We start from the raw sequence: 15,590 nt of genomic DNA, 5'->3' as shown, positions 1-15,590 counted from the left end.
CATTGGCCCGTTGGTTGCGTGGGGCACCCCGAAGTTTGATTGTGCTGACGGTTCGGGGGTGCTTGTCAAGGCGGGAAAGATGCCTTGACAAGCACCCCCGAACCGCAGGGAGGCTTCGTATCGGGGTGCGGGGGAGGGGCTGGGTGCCTCGCTCGTGGGTGCATCGGCTGCGGTTGGGCGGGGGTGGGGGCTAGCGCCCCAATGTGGCATTGGGTGCGTGGGATGCACCCAATGTGGCGTTCGGTGCGTGGGATGCACCCAATGTGGCGTTCGGTGCGTCTGACGCACCCAATGCCGCATTGGGGGCGGCATCTCAGTGGCGGCGGGGGGCGGCATGTCCGTGAAGGGCACCTTCACGGCCGCTGGCTGGTCGTGAGGGGAACCCTGAGGGAATCAGATTCCCTCAGGGTGGCCCTCACGGAACGTTAGGCGGCACCTACTCGGCGGTCGAAGACCAGGCGTTCCGCTGCGCGTAAGCCGACGCTGATTGCGCCGGTTAGTACGCCGTCGTCGCCTAGTTCGCCTTGTACCACTGTGGTGGTCAGGGGGGTGAAGGCGCGGAGTGCTCGGTCGATGGGTTCCAGCAGGAGGTCTGCTGCCGTTCCTACGCCGCCGCCCAGGACGATGAGTTCTGGGTCGATTACTGCGGCTACCGAAGCGACTGTGTAGGCGAGGCGGTCCGCTTCCGCGGAGACTGCGCGTTGGGCCAGTTCGTCGCCTTCGCGGGCTAGGCGGAAGACTTCGCGGGCGGATCGTGCTGTGCCCAGGCCTAGTTCTCGTGCGCCGCGGACTACTGACTGTGCGGCGGTGGCTTCTTCCAGGTGTCCGCGCGCGGGTGGTTCGGCCGGTTCGTCGGCGACGCGGGTGCGGCCGTAGGGGAGGTAGCCGATTTCGCCTGCGGCGCCGGTGGCGCCCCGGAAAACTCGGCCGTCGACCATCAGGCCCATGCCTACGCCCGTGCCGATGGTGATGCAGCCGACCACCGATGCTCCGCGGGCGGCGCCGCTTTCCCATTCGCCGACGGCGGTGAGGTTCGCGTCGTTCTCCACCACCAGTTCCGGGCCCAGGACCTGCTCCAGGTCGTCGAGCAGGCCCGGGCGGCCCCAGCCGGGCAGGTTCGGGGCGTGCCGGAAGCAGCGTTTCACCGGGTCCGCGACACCGGGGGAGCCCAGTACGCGGACCACGATGTCGTCGTTGGTCAGGCCCGCCTCGGCCACGATGTCGGCGGCCAGTTTGCCCAGTGCGGAGATCAGCGCGCTGCCGGAGCGGGCCGTGTTGCGCACGTCGCGCCGGGCGACCGTGGTGCGGCCCAGGTCGGCGACCGCGACCCGGATGTGCTCGCGGCCGATGTCCAGGCCCAGTACGTACCCCGCGGTCGGGTCCGCCTCGTAGAGCACCGCCGAACGGCCGGTGCCGGTGGAGGTGTGCCCGGTCGCGCGGGCGAGCCCGGCGGCCTCCAGCGCCAGCAGCGCCTGGCTCACCGTGGGCTTCGACAGCCCGGTGTCCTTCGCCACCTGCGGCCGCGTCGCGGGCCCGCCGCGGCGCAGCAGGTCGAGCACCGCCCGCTGGTTGATCATGCGCATCCCGGCCGGGGTGCCGACCGGTGGTGTACCCGACCCTGCCACCTGCTGAGTTTCCTTCCCGTTCGGACTTCCGTCCTGCCACGGTAACCGGATTCGCCCCGCTTTGGCAGGAAAGTTTCTTTTCTTCCGGCTCGGGAGGGCAGGCGGGAGGTCTTGCCCGACGATACGGGCTCGGCGGGCAAGACCCGGGGACGGCACGCGGAGTGTGCCGTCCGCTGATCGAGGCGGATCAGGCGTCGGGCAGCCAGTTGCCGTGGAAACCGGCGGGCACGCGGCCGGGCAGGTGGACCGTCGCGACCGGATCGGCTTCGAGGTCCTGTGCGTCGAGCACGACCAGATCGCTGCGGTCGTTGGGGCCGTCGTAGACGTAGGCGAGCAGCCAGCCCGCGCCGTCCGGACGGTCGTCGGCCGGTACGAAAACCGCTTCGCCGGGGATGTGTCCTTCTGGGAACAGGTGCTCGCGCGACGCGTTCGTGTGCAGGTCGTAGCGGCGCAGCACGAGCGGGCCTTCCGGGCTGTGTCGTCCGGTGACGTGGCCGAAGCGGGCGTCGAGCCCGGCGAGCCGGTCGTCGATGCGGGGGAACTCGCCGTCGCGGTCGTCGAGCAGATCCTCGGCGACGGTGCCCGCGCGCGGGTCGATCGTCCACCGCCACAGCACGCCCTTCGGATTCGGGACGTCCGGCTTGGACAGATGCTCGTACCGCACGACGTGCACCACGATCCGGCCGTCGGCGGTGTCGTGCGCGTTGAGGGTGTGGAAGACGTAGCACGGGTCGATTTCGAACCAGCGCACGCCGTCCTCCGGCCGGTCGCGGCTGAGCAGGCCGAGCCGCGCGCCGTACGTGTCGCTCCAGCGGTACGGGATCCCGCCGTCGGTCGCGTGGTCGAACACCACCGGGAGGTCGAAGAAAACCACGTGCCGCCGGGTGAGCGCGAAGTCGTGCATCATCGTCAGCCCGGGAACGTCGATCGGCTGCTGCACCACGAGTTCCCCGGCGGCGTCGGCGCGGTAGTAGCTCACGTGCGGGGCGGTGATGCTGCCGTAGCCGAAGAAATGCAGTTCGCCGGTTTCCGGGCAGATCTTGGGATGCGCGGTCATCGCGTCGGCGAGCTTGCCGCCGAAATCGTAGACGCCGACAGTGTCGAGATCCGTGGTGATTTCGTACGGCAGCGAGGATTCCACGAGCGCGAGCGTGCGTCCCGCGTGGTTGACGACGTGGGTGTTGGCGACGCTCCACCGGAGATTCCGGGTTCCGTCCGCGTTGTAGAGCGCCGGATCCGGAAGATCGAAGCTTTCGGTGCGCACCCAGCGATTGCGATACCAGGCGGCGCGGCCGTTTTCCAGCCGGACGCCGTGCACCATTCCGTCGCCGGTGAACCAATGCGCGCTGTCCTGGCGCGGATTCGGCCCGTTGCGCAGATACCAGCCGGTGAGTTCCGGCGGCAGCGCACCGGTGACCGGCAGGTCGTAGGCGGTGAGTTCGTCGTGGACCGGGGCGTAGTGGCCCTTGAGGTGGAAATCGGTGGTGGTCATGGATTCACGCGGCTTTCTGGGCACGGGCCCGGACGATGCGCGGATAGCGGATGGTGAACGAGATCGGAATCGCGAAGCCGAGCACCTTGATGACGACCAAGCCGACGGTGTCGTGCGGTGCGTAATGCAGCAGGACGGCTTCGGCGATTCCGGCGACCGTGAAGCTGGCCGCCCATACCGCGGTGATGACGACGTTCACCCGGCGGAACACCGGGGTCGCGGCGATTTCCGGCGGGACCATGGTTTTCGCGATTCCCAGGGTGAACGGCCGTTTCGCGGCGACCGACCCCCAGGCGGTCGCCGCGAGCCACAGATCGGTGAGCGCGCCGACGTAATCCCGGAGCGGCGAGGCCGGGTCGCTGAAGGACCAGATCGACAGCGCCGCGAAGAAAACGATCGCGGAGACCTCGATGACCAGCGTGTCCCAGCCCTTGCCGCGCCGGCGCTCGAGCAGGAGCAGTCCGCCCGCGAGCACCAGCCCGGTCAGCCCGGACCAGCGCCAGTCGGCCTGCGTCGACACGACCGCGAAGGCGATCCACGGAAGGAAACTCTTCAGGTAGTTCATCGGTGCCCCTCGCTCACGTTCCTGTGGTGACATGTCAAAGCTAGAACGTCCGGCGTGCACATGTCAATAGTGGAAGGTAGGGTGAGCGCATGACCTTGCGACACGCGGTGCTGGGGCTGCTCGCCACTGCCCCCGGCAGCGGCTACGACCTGCTGAAACGCTTCGAAACGGCAATGTCGAGCGTCTGGACGGCCACGCAGAGCCAGCTGTACGGGGAACTGGGCAAGCTCGAGAGCGCGGACCTGATCGAGGTCTCCGCAGAAGGCCCGCGCGGCCGCAAGGAGTACGCGATCACCGACGCCGGCCGGTCGGAACTGCGCAAGTGGCTGCTGGAGGAGCGGCCGCCGGCCGCACGGCGGAACGAGATGCTGCTGCGGGTGTACTTCCTGGGCGAGGTCACGCCGGAGGAGGCCCGCGGATTCCTGCGCAGGCACGGGGCTTTCGCCGAGGGACTGGTCGACGAACTGGCGGCGATCGACGCGTCGGTGGACTGGGACGACAGCGATCCGTCGCTGTACGGCCGCCTCGCGCTGGAGTGGGGCAAGCGATACGCGGCGATGGAACGCGATTGGGCGGAGTGGGCGGCGGAGACGATCCGCGCGGCCCGCGGCTGATCATGACCGGCAGCGAGGCCCGCCATTGCGGCGACGACGCGGTTTTCGCGCGCGATCTTCGGGACGAGGGCGAGCCGGAGGCCGAGTTCAACCCGGGCATCGCCGAACGGTTTCCGCGCAAGAACGCGGCCGCGGGAGCGCTCGTCCGCGACGAACGCGGTCGGATCCTGTTCGTCTGCCCGACCTACAAGCCGTTCCTGGAAATCCCGGGCGGCTTGGTCGAAGACGGCGAATCACCGCTGGCGGCGTGCCGTCGGGAGGTCCGCGAGGAACTCGGCATCGACGTGCCGGTGGGGCGGCTTCTCGTGGTCGATTGGCTGCCCGAGCACGGAGTCTGGCGCGACAGCCTGCAATTCGTCTTCGACGGCGGCGTGCTGAGCCGCGAGCAGATCGGCGCGATCCGCCTGGCAACGGACGAAGTGAGCCGGTTCGAGTTCCTTGACCTCGAGGCCGCGCAAACGCAATTGCGGCCCTCGAAGGCACGGCGGATCGCGCTGGCGCACCAAGCGTTTCTGGCCGGGGAGACGGTCTACGGCGAGTTCGGCCGGAGGCTCGGGTAGTCCTCGCCTCCGGCCGTGCCGGGTCATCCGTCGGAAGACCGCTTCCAGATGTTGATGCCTTCTTCGGTGGCGTGCTGGTCGATCTCGGCCAGCTCCTCCGCGGTGAACGACAGGTTGTCCAGCGCGGCGACGTTGTCCTCCAGCTGCTTCACGCTGCTGGCCCCGATCACCAGCGACGTCATCCGCGGATCCCGCAGCGCCCACGCCAGCGCGAGCTGCGCCAGCGTCTGCCCGCGCCGCGCCGCGATCTCGCCCAGCGCCCGGATCTTGGCGAGCTTCTCCTCGGTGATCGTGTCCGGGTTCAGCGATTTCCCTTGCGCCGCACGAGAATCCGAGGGCACCCCGGAAAGGTACTTGTCGGTCAGCAAGCCCTGCGCCAGCGGCGAGAACGCGATGCACCCGGCCCCGGCCTGCTCCAGCGTCCCGAGCAGATCGTCCGTCTCGGTCCAGCGGTTGAACATCGAATACGACGGCTGGTGGATCAGCAGCGGCGTGCCCAGTTCGCGCAGCAACCGCGCGGCTTCCGCGGTCCGCGCGGAGTTGTAGGACGAGATCCCGACGTACAGCGCCTTGCCGGACCGGACCGCCCGGTCGAGCGCGCCGACGGTCTCCTCCAGCGGCGTCTCCGGGTCGAAGCGGTGCGAGTAGAAGATGTCGACGTAGTCCAGGCCCATCCGCCCGAGCGACTGGTCGAGGCTGGCCAGCAGGTACTTCCGCGAACCCCATTCGCCGTACGGACCGGGCCACATGTCGTAGCCGGCCTTGGTGGAGACGACCAGCTCGTCGCGGTACGGCTTCAGGTCGCTCGCCAGCAGCCGGCCGAAGTTCTCCTCGGCGCTGCCGTAGGGCGGGCCGTAGTTGTTGGCCAGGTCGAAATGCGTGATGCCGAGGTCGAAGGCGCGCCGGACGATGTCGCGCTGGACGGTGAGCGGGCGGTCGTTCCCGAAGTTGTGCCACAGCCCCAGCGAGATCGCGGGCAGCTTCAGGCCGCTGCGCCCGCAGCGGCGGTAGGGCATCGAGTCGTAACGGGCGTCAGCGGCAGCGTAAGTCACGCCGCGATGCTAGCCCGCGACCCGCCGCCGGAGCCCGCACACTGCCGGTGACCTCCTGATCGGTGGCAAAAGGCGGTTTTGCGCGCGACATCCCATTTGGCTCCGTACTATGCAGGCTGTGGCGCCCGTCACGGCCGGGCAGCCCGACGGCGAACGAGGGAGGAACGCATGGCCGGTTACAAGGTCATCACCGGCGCCTTGCGCACCGAAGCGAAGAAGTGGGATCCGCACGCGGAGAAGATCGCCGGCGTGCACACGGCGGTTTCCGGCATGACGCTCGACATCTCGGCGTTCTGGATCGGCGACGGCGTGAACTTCCTCCTCACCGCCGGGGTCGCCGCGATCGACAAATCCGCCTACGACAAGCTCCAGCAGTTCATGGAGCAGAAACTCTCCACGGCGGGCGCGGACATGGGCCACATCGGCGACGTGCTGGTCAAGGCGGCCAACACCTACGACCAGAACGAAGAAATCGTCGAACTCGACCTCAAGGACTGGTCGAAGAAGATCCCGGAGGGCGGCTCGTGAGCGAGGACGCGGAAAGCACCACCGCCGAGTTCAAGAAACTGATCGACCAGCTGGTCCAGTGGGTCAACGACATGGTCAACGGGTTCCGGGAGTTCGTCGGCAAATGGGCGGACTCGGCGTGGCGGTACGTCCTGGGCCCGGCGGTCATCGCCTTCGACCGGGGAATGAAGGCGCTCAGCGAGAAGCTGACGAAGATCGTCGAGGACATCAAGAAGATCCTGGAGCATTCGACCCCGATCGTCTCGATCATCGTCCAGGGGTTCTCCTGGCTGGAGGACGCCCAGCGTCCCGCGTCCCAGCTCCAGGGCGTCGTCAAGGAACACCCGGACGCGAACTTCGGGTACTGGGAAGGCGCGGCCCGGAACGCGTACAACGACGCCGTCGACCTGCAGCACGCCGCGCTGGGCGCGATCAAGACCAAAGCGGACAACATCAGCAGCTGGCTGCTCGACATCGCCAAGGCGAACATCATGTTCGTGAAGGAACTCGGCGACGCCTTCGCCGCCATCGCGGGGGAGTTCGTCGCCGTTCTGGTCGAGGCCGGGACGATCGTCGGCGCGCTGGAAGCCATCGGGGAAGCGGGCAAACTCGTCGAGAAGCTCGTCACCACCGCGGGGCAGCGGCTCACCAAGGTGGTCGAGATGTACAGCGAGGCGGTCGGGCGCACGCGCGACGCCACCAGCATCCAGTACGACGCCGCGGAATTCCCGCACGACAAATGGCCGAGCCTGGCCGGCTAGCCGCACGGAGGAACGACAATGACCGATCCGGTCGCCTCGGCGAACACGCTCGACGCGGGGCTGGAAGCACTTCGGGACATCAGCGCACGGCTCGATCGGGCCCCGGAGCCGCAGGCACTGCCGACCGTCGCCGAACCCGTGCTGGTCGGTACCGGGCACGCCCGCGGTTTCCGCGCGTCCGACCGGACCGGCGTCGTCACGATCACGCTGGACGAGGACCTCAAGCTGGTCGAGGCGACCGTCCTGGACCACTGGAAAGACCGGGTCGAGCCGGCTTTCCTCGGCGAAGCGCTGACGGAGGCGTACCTGTCCGCGCTGGACGCGGCGGTGCAGGCCAGATCCGAACGCCTGGCTTCGGAACCGCCGCCTGCCGCGGCTCCGGGCGACGCGGACGGTCCCGTGGTGGTCCCGACGCTCGACGAAGTGGTCGCGGCAGCCAGGGCCAGCCGGGAGCGCAACGAGAACGAACGGCTCCGGCAGCAGCGAGAACGCGCTTCGGCGGCGGAGCCGGAAGGGCCGCGTGAGGTGCGCGGAAGCTTCGGCTACCTGACCCTGCGCGTCCAGGGCGGCGCGATGATCTCGGCGACCCCGAACGTCAGTGCGCTGGACAACGCCGGCACGGCCAACATCCAGGAGGACATCGAAGCCGCGTTCGGCAACGCGGGACTGAAATCGCCGCACGCCGTCTCGGAATCGGGCAGTGTCCGCCCGGACAAGGCGGCCGGTCGCGAGTTCGACGACGAAGAGGACGCGTGGCAGGGGTTCCATGGCAATGATTAAGCGGCTCGTGCTCGGGCTGGCGGTCGCCGTTTCGGCAGCGGGATGCGGCGGCGCCGGCCCGGAGGAGACGTTCGCGAAAACGAACGCCTGCGAGTTGCTGGCGACCGCCGCGCGGGGCACGCCGATCGACCCGCAGCACAGCGAGTACAAGCTGGCGGACTCCGGGGCGTCGGGAGGCGTCGGCGGCTGCCGCACCGAGTGGAACCCGCCGTCGGGCAAGCTGACCGGCGGCGACCTGGCCGCGACGCTGGAGCTCGGCGAGGCGGAGGACTGGAGCGGGCACAGCGAATCGAGCACCCAGAGCGGGCACGAAGTCCGGAAGGACACCACGAAAGCCGGCGGCGGCTGCCGTTACCAGGTCCAGATCCCCGGCACGGACTCGGCGGTGCGCATCTGGTACCTCGACCGGTCCGTGAGCAACGAAGGGTCCTGCCCGGTCGCGAAACGGCTGGTGGACCAGGTCATTCCGAGCCTGCCGTGAACCGGCTCCGGCATACGTCGGAGGAATCTCGGGCTCTCCGTGTCTCTTCTAGGCTTTGCGTGGGCTTAGATCCGATGTCTGGCCGCCGGGACGCCGTTGGCGACGCCCGCCCAGTACAGTGCGGGTGAGCGATCGCTTAGGAGGCCACGTGGGCACCGGGTTTTTCTCGTCCGTCGACGACGTGTCGGCGCAGCTGGCCGAGGCCGGGTACCTCGCGTCGACCGCGGTCGCGACCACGGTGTTCCTCGCCGACCGGCTGGGGAAGCCGCTGCTGGTCGAGGGCCCGGCCGGGGTCGGCAAGACCGCATTGGCGACGGCGGTCGCCGAGGTCACCGGCTCGCGGCTGGTGCGGTTGCAGTGCTACGAGGGCATCGACGAGGCCCGCGCGCTGTACGAGTGGAACCACGCGAAGCAGCTGCTGCGGATCACCGCGGGCCGCGACGAGACGTGGGACGAGGCGCGCACCGACATCTTCGGCGAGGAATTCCTGCTGCGCCGCCCGCTGCTCACCGCGATCTCCGGCACCGAGCCGACCGTGCTGCTGATCGACGAAACGGACAAGGCCGACGTCGAGATCGAGGGCCTGCTTCTGGAGGTGCTCGGCGATTTCCAGGTGACCGTGCCCGAACTCGGCACGATCACCGCGACGCAGCAGCCGTTCGTGGTGCTGACGTCGAACGCGACGCGCGAGCTGTCCGAGGCGCTGAGGCGGCGGTGCCTGTTCCTCCACATCGATTTCCCGGACGAGGACCTGGAACGCGAGATCGTCCGGCTCAAGGTGCCCGGCATCGAGGCCGCGCTCGCGGATTCGGTGGTGCGGGTGATCGCCGCGCTGCGGGCGATGGACCTGCGGAAACTGCCGTCGGTGGCGGAGACCGTCGACTGGGCGCGCACGCTGCTGGAGCTCGGCGCGGGCGCGCTCGACGAACGGGTGGTGCGCGAAAGCCTCGGCGTCGTGCTGAAGCACCAGGACGACATCGCGAAGGCCGGGGCCGGGCTGCGTCTCGACCAGGTGCTGGACGCGTCGTGACCGCCGCGCCGGGCCTGACCGGACGGCTCGCCGAGTTCGTGCGGGCCTTGCGGGCGCAAGGCATCCCGGCCGGTCCGGGGGAGACGGCCGACGCGGCGGCCGCGCTGGAGGTGCTCGGCCTGGACGACCGCGAACTGGTCCGCGAAGGGCTCGCCGCCGCGCTGGTCCGCCGGGGCGGGCAGCGCACGGTGTTCGACGCCGCGTTCGACCTGTACTTCCCGGCCGGCGTCGGCGCCCCGGAGCTGGCGCGCGAAAACCCGCCGCAGGACCGGGAAGAGCTGCGGGAAGCGCTCGCCGCCGCCCTGGCCGAAGGCGACGACCAGGCGCTGGACCAGCTCGCCGGACTCGCCGTGGACCTGCTGGGCCAGTACGGCGTCGGAACCGGCCCCGGCGGCGGGTATTCGGCGCACCAGACGCTGGACCGCCTGCAACCGCAGACGCTCATCGCCCAGGTGCTGGCCGCGATGCGTGCCGCGGGCGCCCCGGACGAGTTCACCGACCGGCTCACCCGCGACGAAATCCGCCGCCGCGTCGAGGGTTTCCGCGGCCGGGTGCGCACCGAAGCCCGCCGCCGGGCCGCCGAAGTCCGGGGCCGCGAACGGATCGCCAAGCACGCGATCGCGCCCGCCGCCGACCGCGTCGACTTTCTCCTGGCCAGCCGCACGCAATTGGCCGAACTGCGGCGCACGATCCAGCCGCTGTCCCGAAAACTCGCCACCAGGCTTGCCGCGCGCCGCAAACGCACCACACGCGGCCAGATCGACTTGCGCCGAACGCTGCGTCGTTCACTCTCCACTGGCGGCGTGCCCTTGCGTCCAGCCTACCGGCACCGGCGTCCCGGCCGCCCGGAAATCATCCTCCTGTGCGACCTTTCCGGTTCGGTGGCGGGTTTCGCGAACTTCACGATGCTGCTGGTGCAGGCTTTGCGGGACCAGTTCAGCAAAATCCGCGTCTTCGGTTTCGTCGACAGCACCGACGAGGTAACGCATCTCGTGGACACCGGCGCCGCCGACCCCGAACAGCTGGGCGCGCGGATGCTCAGCGAAGCCGCAGTCGTCCGCTGGGACGGCCACAGCGATTACGGCCGCGCACTAGGACAATTCACTTCGCACTGGCTCGACGCCGTCGGCCCGCGAACGTCGGTCCTCATCCTGGGCGACGCCCGGACGAACGGCGGCGACCCGAATCTCGAGGCCGTCCGCGCGATCCGCTCGCGTGCCCGGCACGTCCACTGGCTGAACCCCGAACGCCGATCCCTGTGGGGGACCGGCGATTCGGCCGCGCCGGACTACGCGGACCTGGTGGAGATGCACGAATGCCGGAACGCACAGCAGCTGGGCGTGCTGGTCACCCGACTTCTGCCGACCTGAGCCAGCCGTCAATCTCCTTGCGCAGCAACGCTTTGGTCTCCTCCGGTGCGAACGATGCCTCGACCCCGTTGTGGACCAGCTGCGCCAAGGTCGCGTCGTCGTACCCGAAAACTTCCCTCGCCCGAGTGAATTCGTCGGTGATGGTGGTGCCCGTGACGTCCGGGACATCCGTGTTGAGCGTGACCCGCAGCCCCGCCTCGATCAACCGGGGGAGCGGGTGCCGCGGAAGCGTCGGCACCAAGCCGAGCGTGACGCTGGACGACGGACACACCTCGAGCGCGATCCCGCTTTCCGCTACCTGGGCGGTCAGTTCCGGATCCTCGACAATGCGGATCCCGTGGCCGATACGCTCCGCGCCACCGATTTCAATCGCCTCGCGGATGCTCTCCGGACCAGCGTCCTCGCCCGCGTGGTGAACGAGGTGCACTCCCGCCTCCCGCGCCCGGACGAACACCTCCCGGAACGGAGCGAGCGAATGCCTTTCCTCGCCCGCCATCCCGATCGCGACGACCTCTTCATACTGCTTGGCGAGTTCCAAGGTCTTCATCGCCCGCTCGACCGACCTGCGCCGCGAGTGATCAAGGATCAACCGCCATTGCAGCCCATGCTCTTTTCCGCCCTCCGTCAGTCCTTTGCGGACCGCGTCGAGCGGCATTTCAAGATCCCCGAGCCGTTCCCCGTGCGACGCGGCGGTGAACGTAACCTCGACGTACCGAGTCCCCTGCGCGGCTTCGTCCGCGCAGAACTCGCGCGCGATCCGCTCGAAGTCTTCCGCCGCGCGCAAACACGACCGAGTGAGACTGTTGCGATCGGCAAACGCCCGAAACCCGTTGAACGAGGCCGGTTTATCCGGCACCTCGACTCCGTGGACAGCCGCGAGCTCCTTGAGCGTGCCCGGGCGGACAGTGCTCTCGAGGTGGACGTGGAGATGCACCTTGGGAAGGGCCGAAAGATCGCGCACGCGTCGGATGATGCCTGCCTTCGGCACCTCCTGTCACTCAAGTTTGCCCGGGGGAACTCGCGGTGGCGTGGCGGCGTTGAGAAGGTGACGGATGTTTCCGCAGGGGAAGGCTGTGCGCGATGGCTTTGATGAAGAAACTCACCATGCTGGCCGGTGCCGCGGGCGCGGTGTCGTATGTGCGGAACAACCCGCAGAAGGTCAACGAGGCCGTGGGCAAGGCGGCGCGCTTCGTGGACGAGAAGACCAACGGGCGGTATCACTCGCAGATCGCCGGGGCGGTGCGGAAGGTCTCGGACACCACGCGTCCTCGGACGGCTGAGTGACGCTGCTGGCTGGGACCCGGGTTCGCGCACCTTCCGCAGGGCCGTGCCGGGTCGCGTGAAGATCAATCGACTCGGTAGGCGGCGGCTCCGTTGTGCAGGAAGCGCGCGCGGCCGCGCGCGTCGGAGCCGATCAGTGACCAGACCTGGTGGCCGTCGAACTTCGGTTCGGCGGTGATGACCGCGTGGTCGTCGAGGCGGACCACCTCGACGCGCCGCGCTGGCTTGCCGTGCCGCGATTCGGCGGTCTCCTTGCGGGGACGGTAAGTGAGGAACGCTCGATCGTTGTCGACGGTCAGAGTGATGTCGTCCGAGGTGGTGCGGTAGGTGCCGCACATCAGGTCCGCGTCGAGGGGAACGGGTTCCGCGGGCGGTACGGGAAGCGGTGCCGTCTCGACGCCGGCGAGGTCCCGGAGCACCGTGCTGAAGAGTTCGTGGGCCAGAGGTTCGGCGCCCGCGCTGTTGGTCAGGACGGCCATCGCCACCCCGGCCGAGGGGACGACGCGCAGGAAAGCCTTCTGGCCTTTGGAGACGCCGGTGTGGCCGACGACGCCGTCGCGGTAGAGCATCCAGCCGAGCCCCCAGCCGAGGACGCCGCCGCCGAAGTCGGGGACGGATTCGAGCTGGGGTTCGCGCAGTCCCGCGAGCGTGTGGTCGGCGAGGTGCAGGCGAACGAACTCCAGCAGATCGCGGGCACTGATCGCGAGGTGCGAGCCGCTGGGCGTGGAGAAATAGCGGACTGCCCAGCTCTTCGTCGGCGCGAGTCTTCCTTCGGTCTCGACGTGGCCGACCGCGGTGCGGTGCAGGATCGCTTCGTAAGTGTCGGAGGCGAGGGTGGAAAGTCCCAGCGGCGTCGCTAATCGATCCCGGAGCACGTCGTGGAAGGTCCTGCCGCGCAAGACTTCGACCAGCCTGCCGAGCACGGCGTATCCGCTGTTGGAGTAGGAGAAAACGCGGCCCGGGGGAAAGAGATGAGCCGCGTCGGCGAGGGCAGCGACGAACTTCTCGATCGCGTCGTCGTTGCGTCCGGTGTCGACGAGGTGGTTGCTGTCGACTCCGCCGGTATGGGTGAGCAGGTGGCGGGCGGTCAGGGTTTCAGTGGCCGCCGGGTCGCTCAGCCGGAACCCGGGCAGGTAGGCGTGAAGAGGGCGGTCGAGGTCGAGCAGATCGTCGTTCACCAGCTGCTGGACCAGGGTGGCGGTCCAGATCTTGGTGATCGAACCGATCTTGAACACCGAGTCGGTCGTGGCCTCGACTCGCGTGCGGAGGCTCAGCACGCCCGCGGCCTCGTCCCGGATCTCGCCGTCGGCCAGCACCGCGACCTGCGCGCCCGGTACGTCGTGCTTCGCGATCAGCTCGCTCAAACCCCACGCCATCCCCGCAATGTACTGCCCGGAACGCTTGGTACGAGCACGAACCAAGCCTTCCGGGCAGCGGCATCGCCAGGCGGAACGTTCTGAAGCTGCTTAGCAGGGACGACTGTCGAGGGGACGCCGCCTGTTCTTCCGGCCAGCCTCACTCCTCGGCCAGCACCGCCAGCACACCCTCCCCGTACTTGGCCAGCTTGCTCTCGCCGACCCCGCTCACCGTGCCCAGTTTGTCGAGCGTCGTCGGCATCATCGCGGCGATCTGGCGCAGCGTCGCATCGTGGAAGATCACGTACGCCGGGACGCCCTGTTCCTTCGCCGTCGCCCCGCGCCAGGCACGCAGGCGCTCGAACACCGGTTCCGCCTCTGGGGGCATGTCGATCGGAGCGGCTGGCGTGCGGCGGGACGTGCGCGGGGCGCGCGCCGGGCGTTCCGGTTCGCGGCGCAGTTGCACTTCCTGGGAACCGTTCAGCACCGCGGTCGAACCTTCGGTCAGCACCAGCGATCCGTAATCGCCCTCGACCGCGAGCAGGTTGCGCGCCAGCAGCTGCCGCACCACCGCGCGCCATTCCGGTTCGCGCAGTTCGGTGCCGATGCCGAAGACCTTCAGCGTGTCGTGCTGGAACTGGGTGACTTTCGGCGTCGTCTTGCCCAGCAGGATGTCGATGATCTGGCCGGCGCCGAAACTCTGCCGCCGCTCGTTACGCAGACGGACCACTGTGGACAGTAGTTTCTGCGCGGGAATGGTGCCGTCCCAGCGTTCCGGCGGGGCCAGGCAGGTGTCGCAGTTCCCGCACGGCTGGCCGGACTGCCCGAAGTACGCGAGGATCTGCGTGCGCCGGCATTCGACCGTCTCGCACAGCGCCAGCATCGCGTTCAGATGCCGGGCTTGCAGGCGGCGATGCATCTCGTCGCCTTCGGACTTGTCGATCATTTTGCGCAGCTGCATCACGTCTTGCAGCCCGTACGCGAGCCAGGCGGTCGACGGCTGTCCGTCGCGGCCCGCGCGGCCGGTTTCCTGGTAATAGCCTTCCACGGACTTCGGCAGATCCAGGTGGGCGACGAATCGGACGTCCGGTTTGTCGATGCCCATGCCGAACGCGATCGTGGCGACCACGACGAGCCCGTCCTCGCGCAGGAACCTCGCCTGGTTCGCCGCGCGAGTCGACTTGTCGAGCCCGGCGTGGTAGGGCACTGCCCGGATTCCGTTCTGCACCAGGAAATCCGCCGTCTTCTCCACCGACGCGCGCGACAGGCAGTAGACGATCCCGGCGTCGCCCTGGTGCTCGGTGCGCAGGAGGTCGAGCAGCTGCTTCTGCGGCGAGTTCTTCGGGACGATCCGGTACTGGATGTTCGGCCGGTCGAAGCTCGCGACGAAGTGCTTCGCGCCGTCCAGGCCGAGCCGCTGCGAGATTTCCTTGTGCGTGGCCTCGGTCGCGGTGGCGGTGAGCGCGATCCGGGGCACGTCCGGCCAGCGTTCGTGCAGCGAGGACAGCATCAGGTAGTCGGGGCGGAAATCGTGGCCCCACTGGGAGACGCAGTGCGCTTCGTCGATCGCGAACAGGGCGATTTTACCGCGGTCGAGCAGCCGCACGGTGGATTCGACCGACAGCCGTTCGGGCGCGAGGTAGAGCAGGTCCAGTTCGCCCGCGACGAACGCCTCCTCCACCTCCTGCCGCTGCGCGAAATCCTGGGTGGAGTTGAGGAATCCGGCGCGCACGCCGACGTTGCGCAGCGCGTCGACCTGGTCCTGCATCAGCGCGATGAGCGGCGAGATCACCACGCCGACGCCGGGGCGCACCAGCGACGGGATCTGGTAGCACAGCGATTTCCCGCCGCCGGTGGGCATGAGCACCAGCGCGTCGCCGCCGGAGATCACGTGCTCGACGATCTCCGCCTGGTCGCCGCGGAACGCGTCGTAGCCGAAGACGCGCTGCAAGGTCTCGAGAGCGGGGGAACGGGTGGCCTGCTCGGCCAGATCGGGGTGCGCCACGCGGCCGATTCTAGGGCGGCGGGCCGTCCGGGCGAGCCTGCCCCGCCGGGTTCGGCGCGAGAGTCCCCATCGCACCGGCCGTTTTCGGCGTTCGCGACCGGCCTGGTCGCAC

At 68.9% G+C, this 15,590-nt stretch carries 16 protein-coding genes; 9 read left to right on the top strand and 7 right to left on the bottom strand.

All coding sequences use genetic code 11. The features are described 5' to 3' along the window. Positions 1-425 precede the first annotated feature (425 nt). From PUT80_RS36190 to PUT80_RS36180, 3 genes are all read right to left on the bottom strand, one after another. Positions 426-1,625: an ROK family protein gene (locus tag PUT80_RS36190; RefSeq protein ID WP_037812386.1), complete on the bottom strand. Its 1,200-nt coding sequence runs from the start codon at positions 1,623-1,625 to the stop codon at positions 426-428. A gap of 187 nt (positions 1,626-1,812) precedes the next feature. Further along, on the bottom strand, positions 1,813-3,117 hold the full coding sequence (locus PUT80_RS36185) for a carotenoid oxygenase family protein (protein WP_275294823.1): 1,305 nt from the start codon (positions 3,115-3,117) through the stop codon (positions 1,813-1,815). A 4-nt stretch (positions 3,118-3,121) separates the two neighbouring features. Continuing rightward, the gene (locus PUT80_RS36180; RefSeq protein WP_275294822.1) at positions 3,122-3,682 is read right to left on the bottom strand and encodes a hypothetical protein; all 561 of its coding nucleotides are present in this window, start codon (positions 3,680-3,682) and stop codon (positions 3,122-3,124) included. A gap of 89 nt (positions 3,683-3,771) precedes the next feature. On the opposite strand from PUT80_RS36180, the gene PUT80_RS36175 reads away from it, so the two are divergent. Together PUT80_RS36175 and PUT80_RS36170 are read left to right on the top strand one after the other, a co-directional pair. Further along, positions 3,772-4,296 carry a PadR family transcriptional regulator gene (locus PUT80_RS36175; protein ID WP_107051028.1) on the top strand — a complete coding sequence of 175 codons (525 nt, stop codon included), beginning with the start codon at positions 3,772-3,774 and terminating at the stop codon, positions 4,294-4,296. Further along, positions 4,260-4,856 carry an NUDIX hydrolase gene (locus tag PUT80_RS36170; RefSeq protein WP_275294825.1) on the top strand — a complete coding sequence of 199 codons (597 nt, stop codon included), beginning with the start codon at positions 4,260-4,262 and terminating at the stop codon, positions 4,854-4,856. The genes PUT80_RS36175 and PUT80_RS36170 overlap by 37 nt, the downstream gene beginning before the upstream one ends. Before the next feature lie 23 nt (positions 4,857-4,879). On the opposite strand, the gene mgrA is transcribed toward PUT80_RS36170, so the two are convergent. Beyond that, complete coding sequence (gene mgrA, locus PUT80_RS36165) at positions 4,880-5,908, bottom strand: L-glyceraldehyde 3-phosphate reductase (RefSeq protein ID WP_037812382.1); 1,029 nt, start codon at positions 5,906-5,908, stop codon at positions 4,880-4,882. A 168-nt stretch (positions 5,909-6,076) separates the two neighbouring features. Between mgrA and PUT80_RS36160 the strand changes: the two genes are divergently transcribed. The 6 genes from PUT80_RS36160 to PUT80_RS36135 all read left to right on the top strand — a co-directional run bounded on the left by PUT80_RS36160 (position 6,077) and on the right by PUT80_RS36135 (position 10,837). Beyond that, the gene (locus PUT80_RS36160) at positions 6,077-6,436 is read left to right on the top strand and encodes a hypothetical protein (protein ID WP_051172698.1); all 360 of its coding nucleotides are present in this window, start codon (positions 6,077-6,079) and stop codon (positions 6,434-6,436) included. Next, the gene (locus PUT80_RS36155) at positions 6,433-7,176 is read left to right on the top strand and encodes a hypothetical protein (protein WP_037812380.1); all 744 of its coding nucleotides are present in this window, start codon (positions 6,433-6,435) and stop codon (positions 7,174-7,176) included. The genes PUT80_RS36160 and PUT80_RS36155 overlap by 4 nt, the downstream gene beginning before the upstream one ends. An 18-nt stretch (positions 7,177-7,194) precedes the next feature. After that, positions 7,195-7,956 carry a hypothetical protein gene (locus tag PUT80_RS36150; RefSeq protein WP_275294821.1) on the top strand — a complete coding sequence of 254 codons (762 nt, stop codon included), beginning with the start codon at positions 7,195-7,197 and terminating at the stop codon, positions 7,954-7,956. After that, positions 7,949-8,437: a hypothetical protein gene (locus PUT80_RS36145; RefSeq protein ID WP_158714477.1), complete on the top strand. Its 489-nt coding sequence runs from the start codon at positions 7,949-7,951 to the stop codon at positions 8,435-8,437. The genes PUT80_RS36150 and PUT80_RS36145 overlap by 8 nt, the downstream gene beginning before the upstream one ends. Positions 8,438-8,585: 148 nt before the next feature. Next, on the top strand, positions 8,586-9,467 hold the full coding sequence (locus PUT80_RS36140; protein ID WP_009080300.1) for a MoxR family ATPase: 882 nt from the start codon (positions 8,586-8,588) through the stop codon (positions 9,465-9,467). Next, a complete protein-coding gene (locus PUT80_RS36135; RefSeq protein WP_275294820.1) occupies positions 9,464-10,837 on the top strand; it encodes a VWA domain-containing protein in 1,374 nt (457 codons plus the stop codon). The genes PUT80_RS36140 and PUT80_RS36135 overlap by 4 nt, the downstream gene beginning before the upstream one ends. Here the strand turns inward: PUT80_RS36135 and add are convergent. Further along, positions 10,815-11,798 carry an adenosine deaminase gene (gene add, locus PUT80_RS36130; protein WP_275294819.1) on the bottom strand — a complete coding sequence of 328 codons (984 nt, stop codon included), beginning with the start codon at positions 11,796-11,798 and terminating at the stop codon, positions 10,815-10,817. The genes PUT80_RS36135 and add overlap by 23 nt on opposite strands. Before the next feature lie 119 nt (positions 11,799-11,917). Between add and PUT80_RS36125 the strand changes: the two genes are divergently transcribed. Further along, entirely contained in the window at positions 11,918-12,121 is a 204-nt protein-coding gene (locus PUT80_RS36125; protein WP_037812373.1) for an antitoxin, read from the top strand. 62 nt (positions 12,122-12,183) lie between these two features. Here the strand turns inward: PUT80_RS36125 and PUT80_RS36120 are convergent, their stop codons facing one another. Together PUT80_RS36120 and recQ are read right to left on the bottom strand one after the other, a co-directional pair. Next, the gene (locus tag PUT80_RS36120; RefSeq protein ID WP_134670133.1) at positions 12,184-13,494 is read right to left on the bottom strand and encodes a serine hydrolase domain-containing protein; all 1,311 of its coding nucleotides are present in this window, start codon (positions 13,492-13,494) and stop codon (positions 12,184-12,186) included. 139 nt (positions 13,495-13,633) lie between these two features. Then, the gene (gene recQ / locus PUT80_RS36115) at positions 13,634-15,478 is read right to left on the bottom strand and encodes a DNA helicase RecQ (RefSeq protein WP_037812369.1); all 1,845 of its coding nucleotides are present in this window, start codon (positions 15,476-15,478) and stop codon (positions 13,634-13,636) included. Positions 15,479-15,590: the final 112 nt, after the last annotated feature.

Source organism: Amycolatopsis sp. La24 (assembly GCF_029087445.1).
In the GTDB taxonomy this organism is placed as follows: Bacteria; Actinomycetota; Actinomycetes; order Mycobacteriales; family Pseudonocardiaceae; genus Amycolatopsis; species Amycolatopsis nivea.
This window is presented reverse-complemented; position numbering and strand designations above follow the sequence as displayed.

Bases quoted from the DNA above. Each gene is read 5' to 3' on its own strand.
- PUT80_RS36185 (WP_275294823.1), bottom strand. From the start codon at position 3,117: ATGACCACCACCGATTTCCACCTCAAGGGCCACTACGCCCCGGTCCAC.
- PUT80_RS36180 (WP_275294822.1), bottom strand. From the start codon at position 3,682: ATGAACTACCTGAAGAGTTTCCTTCCGTGGATCGCCTTCGCGGTCGTG.
- PUT80_RS36175 (WP_107051028.1), top strand. From the start codon at position 3,772: ATGACCTTGCGACACGCGGTGCTGGGGCTGCTCGCCACTGCCCCCGGC.
- PUT80_RS36160 (WP_051172698.1), top strand. From the start codon at position 6,077: ATGGCCGGTTACAAGGTCATCACCGGCGCCTTGCGCACCGAAGCGAAG.
- PUT80_RS36150 (WP_275294821.1), top strand. From the start codon at position 7,195: ATGACCGATCCGGTCGCCTCGGCGAACACGCTCGACGCGGGGCTGGAA.
- PUT80_RS36145 (WP_158714477.1), top strand. From the start codon at position 7,949: ATGATTAAGCGGCTCGTGCTCGGGCTGGCGGTCGCCGTTTCGGCAGCG.
- PUT80_RS36125 (WP_037812373.1), top strand. From the start codon at position 11,918: ATGGCTTTGATGAAGAAACTCACCATGCTGGCCGGTGCCGCGGGCGCG.
- PUT80_RS36120 (WP_134670133.1), bottom strand. From the start codon at position 13,494: ATGGCGTGGGGTTTGAGCGAGCTGATCGCGAAGCACGACGTACCGGGC.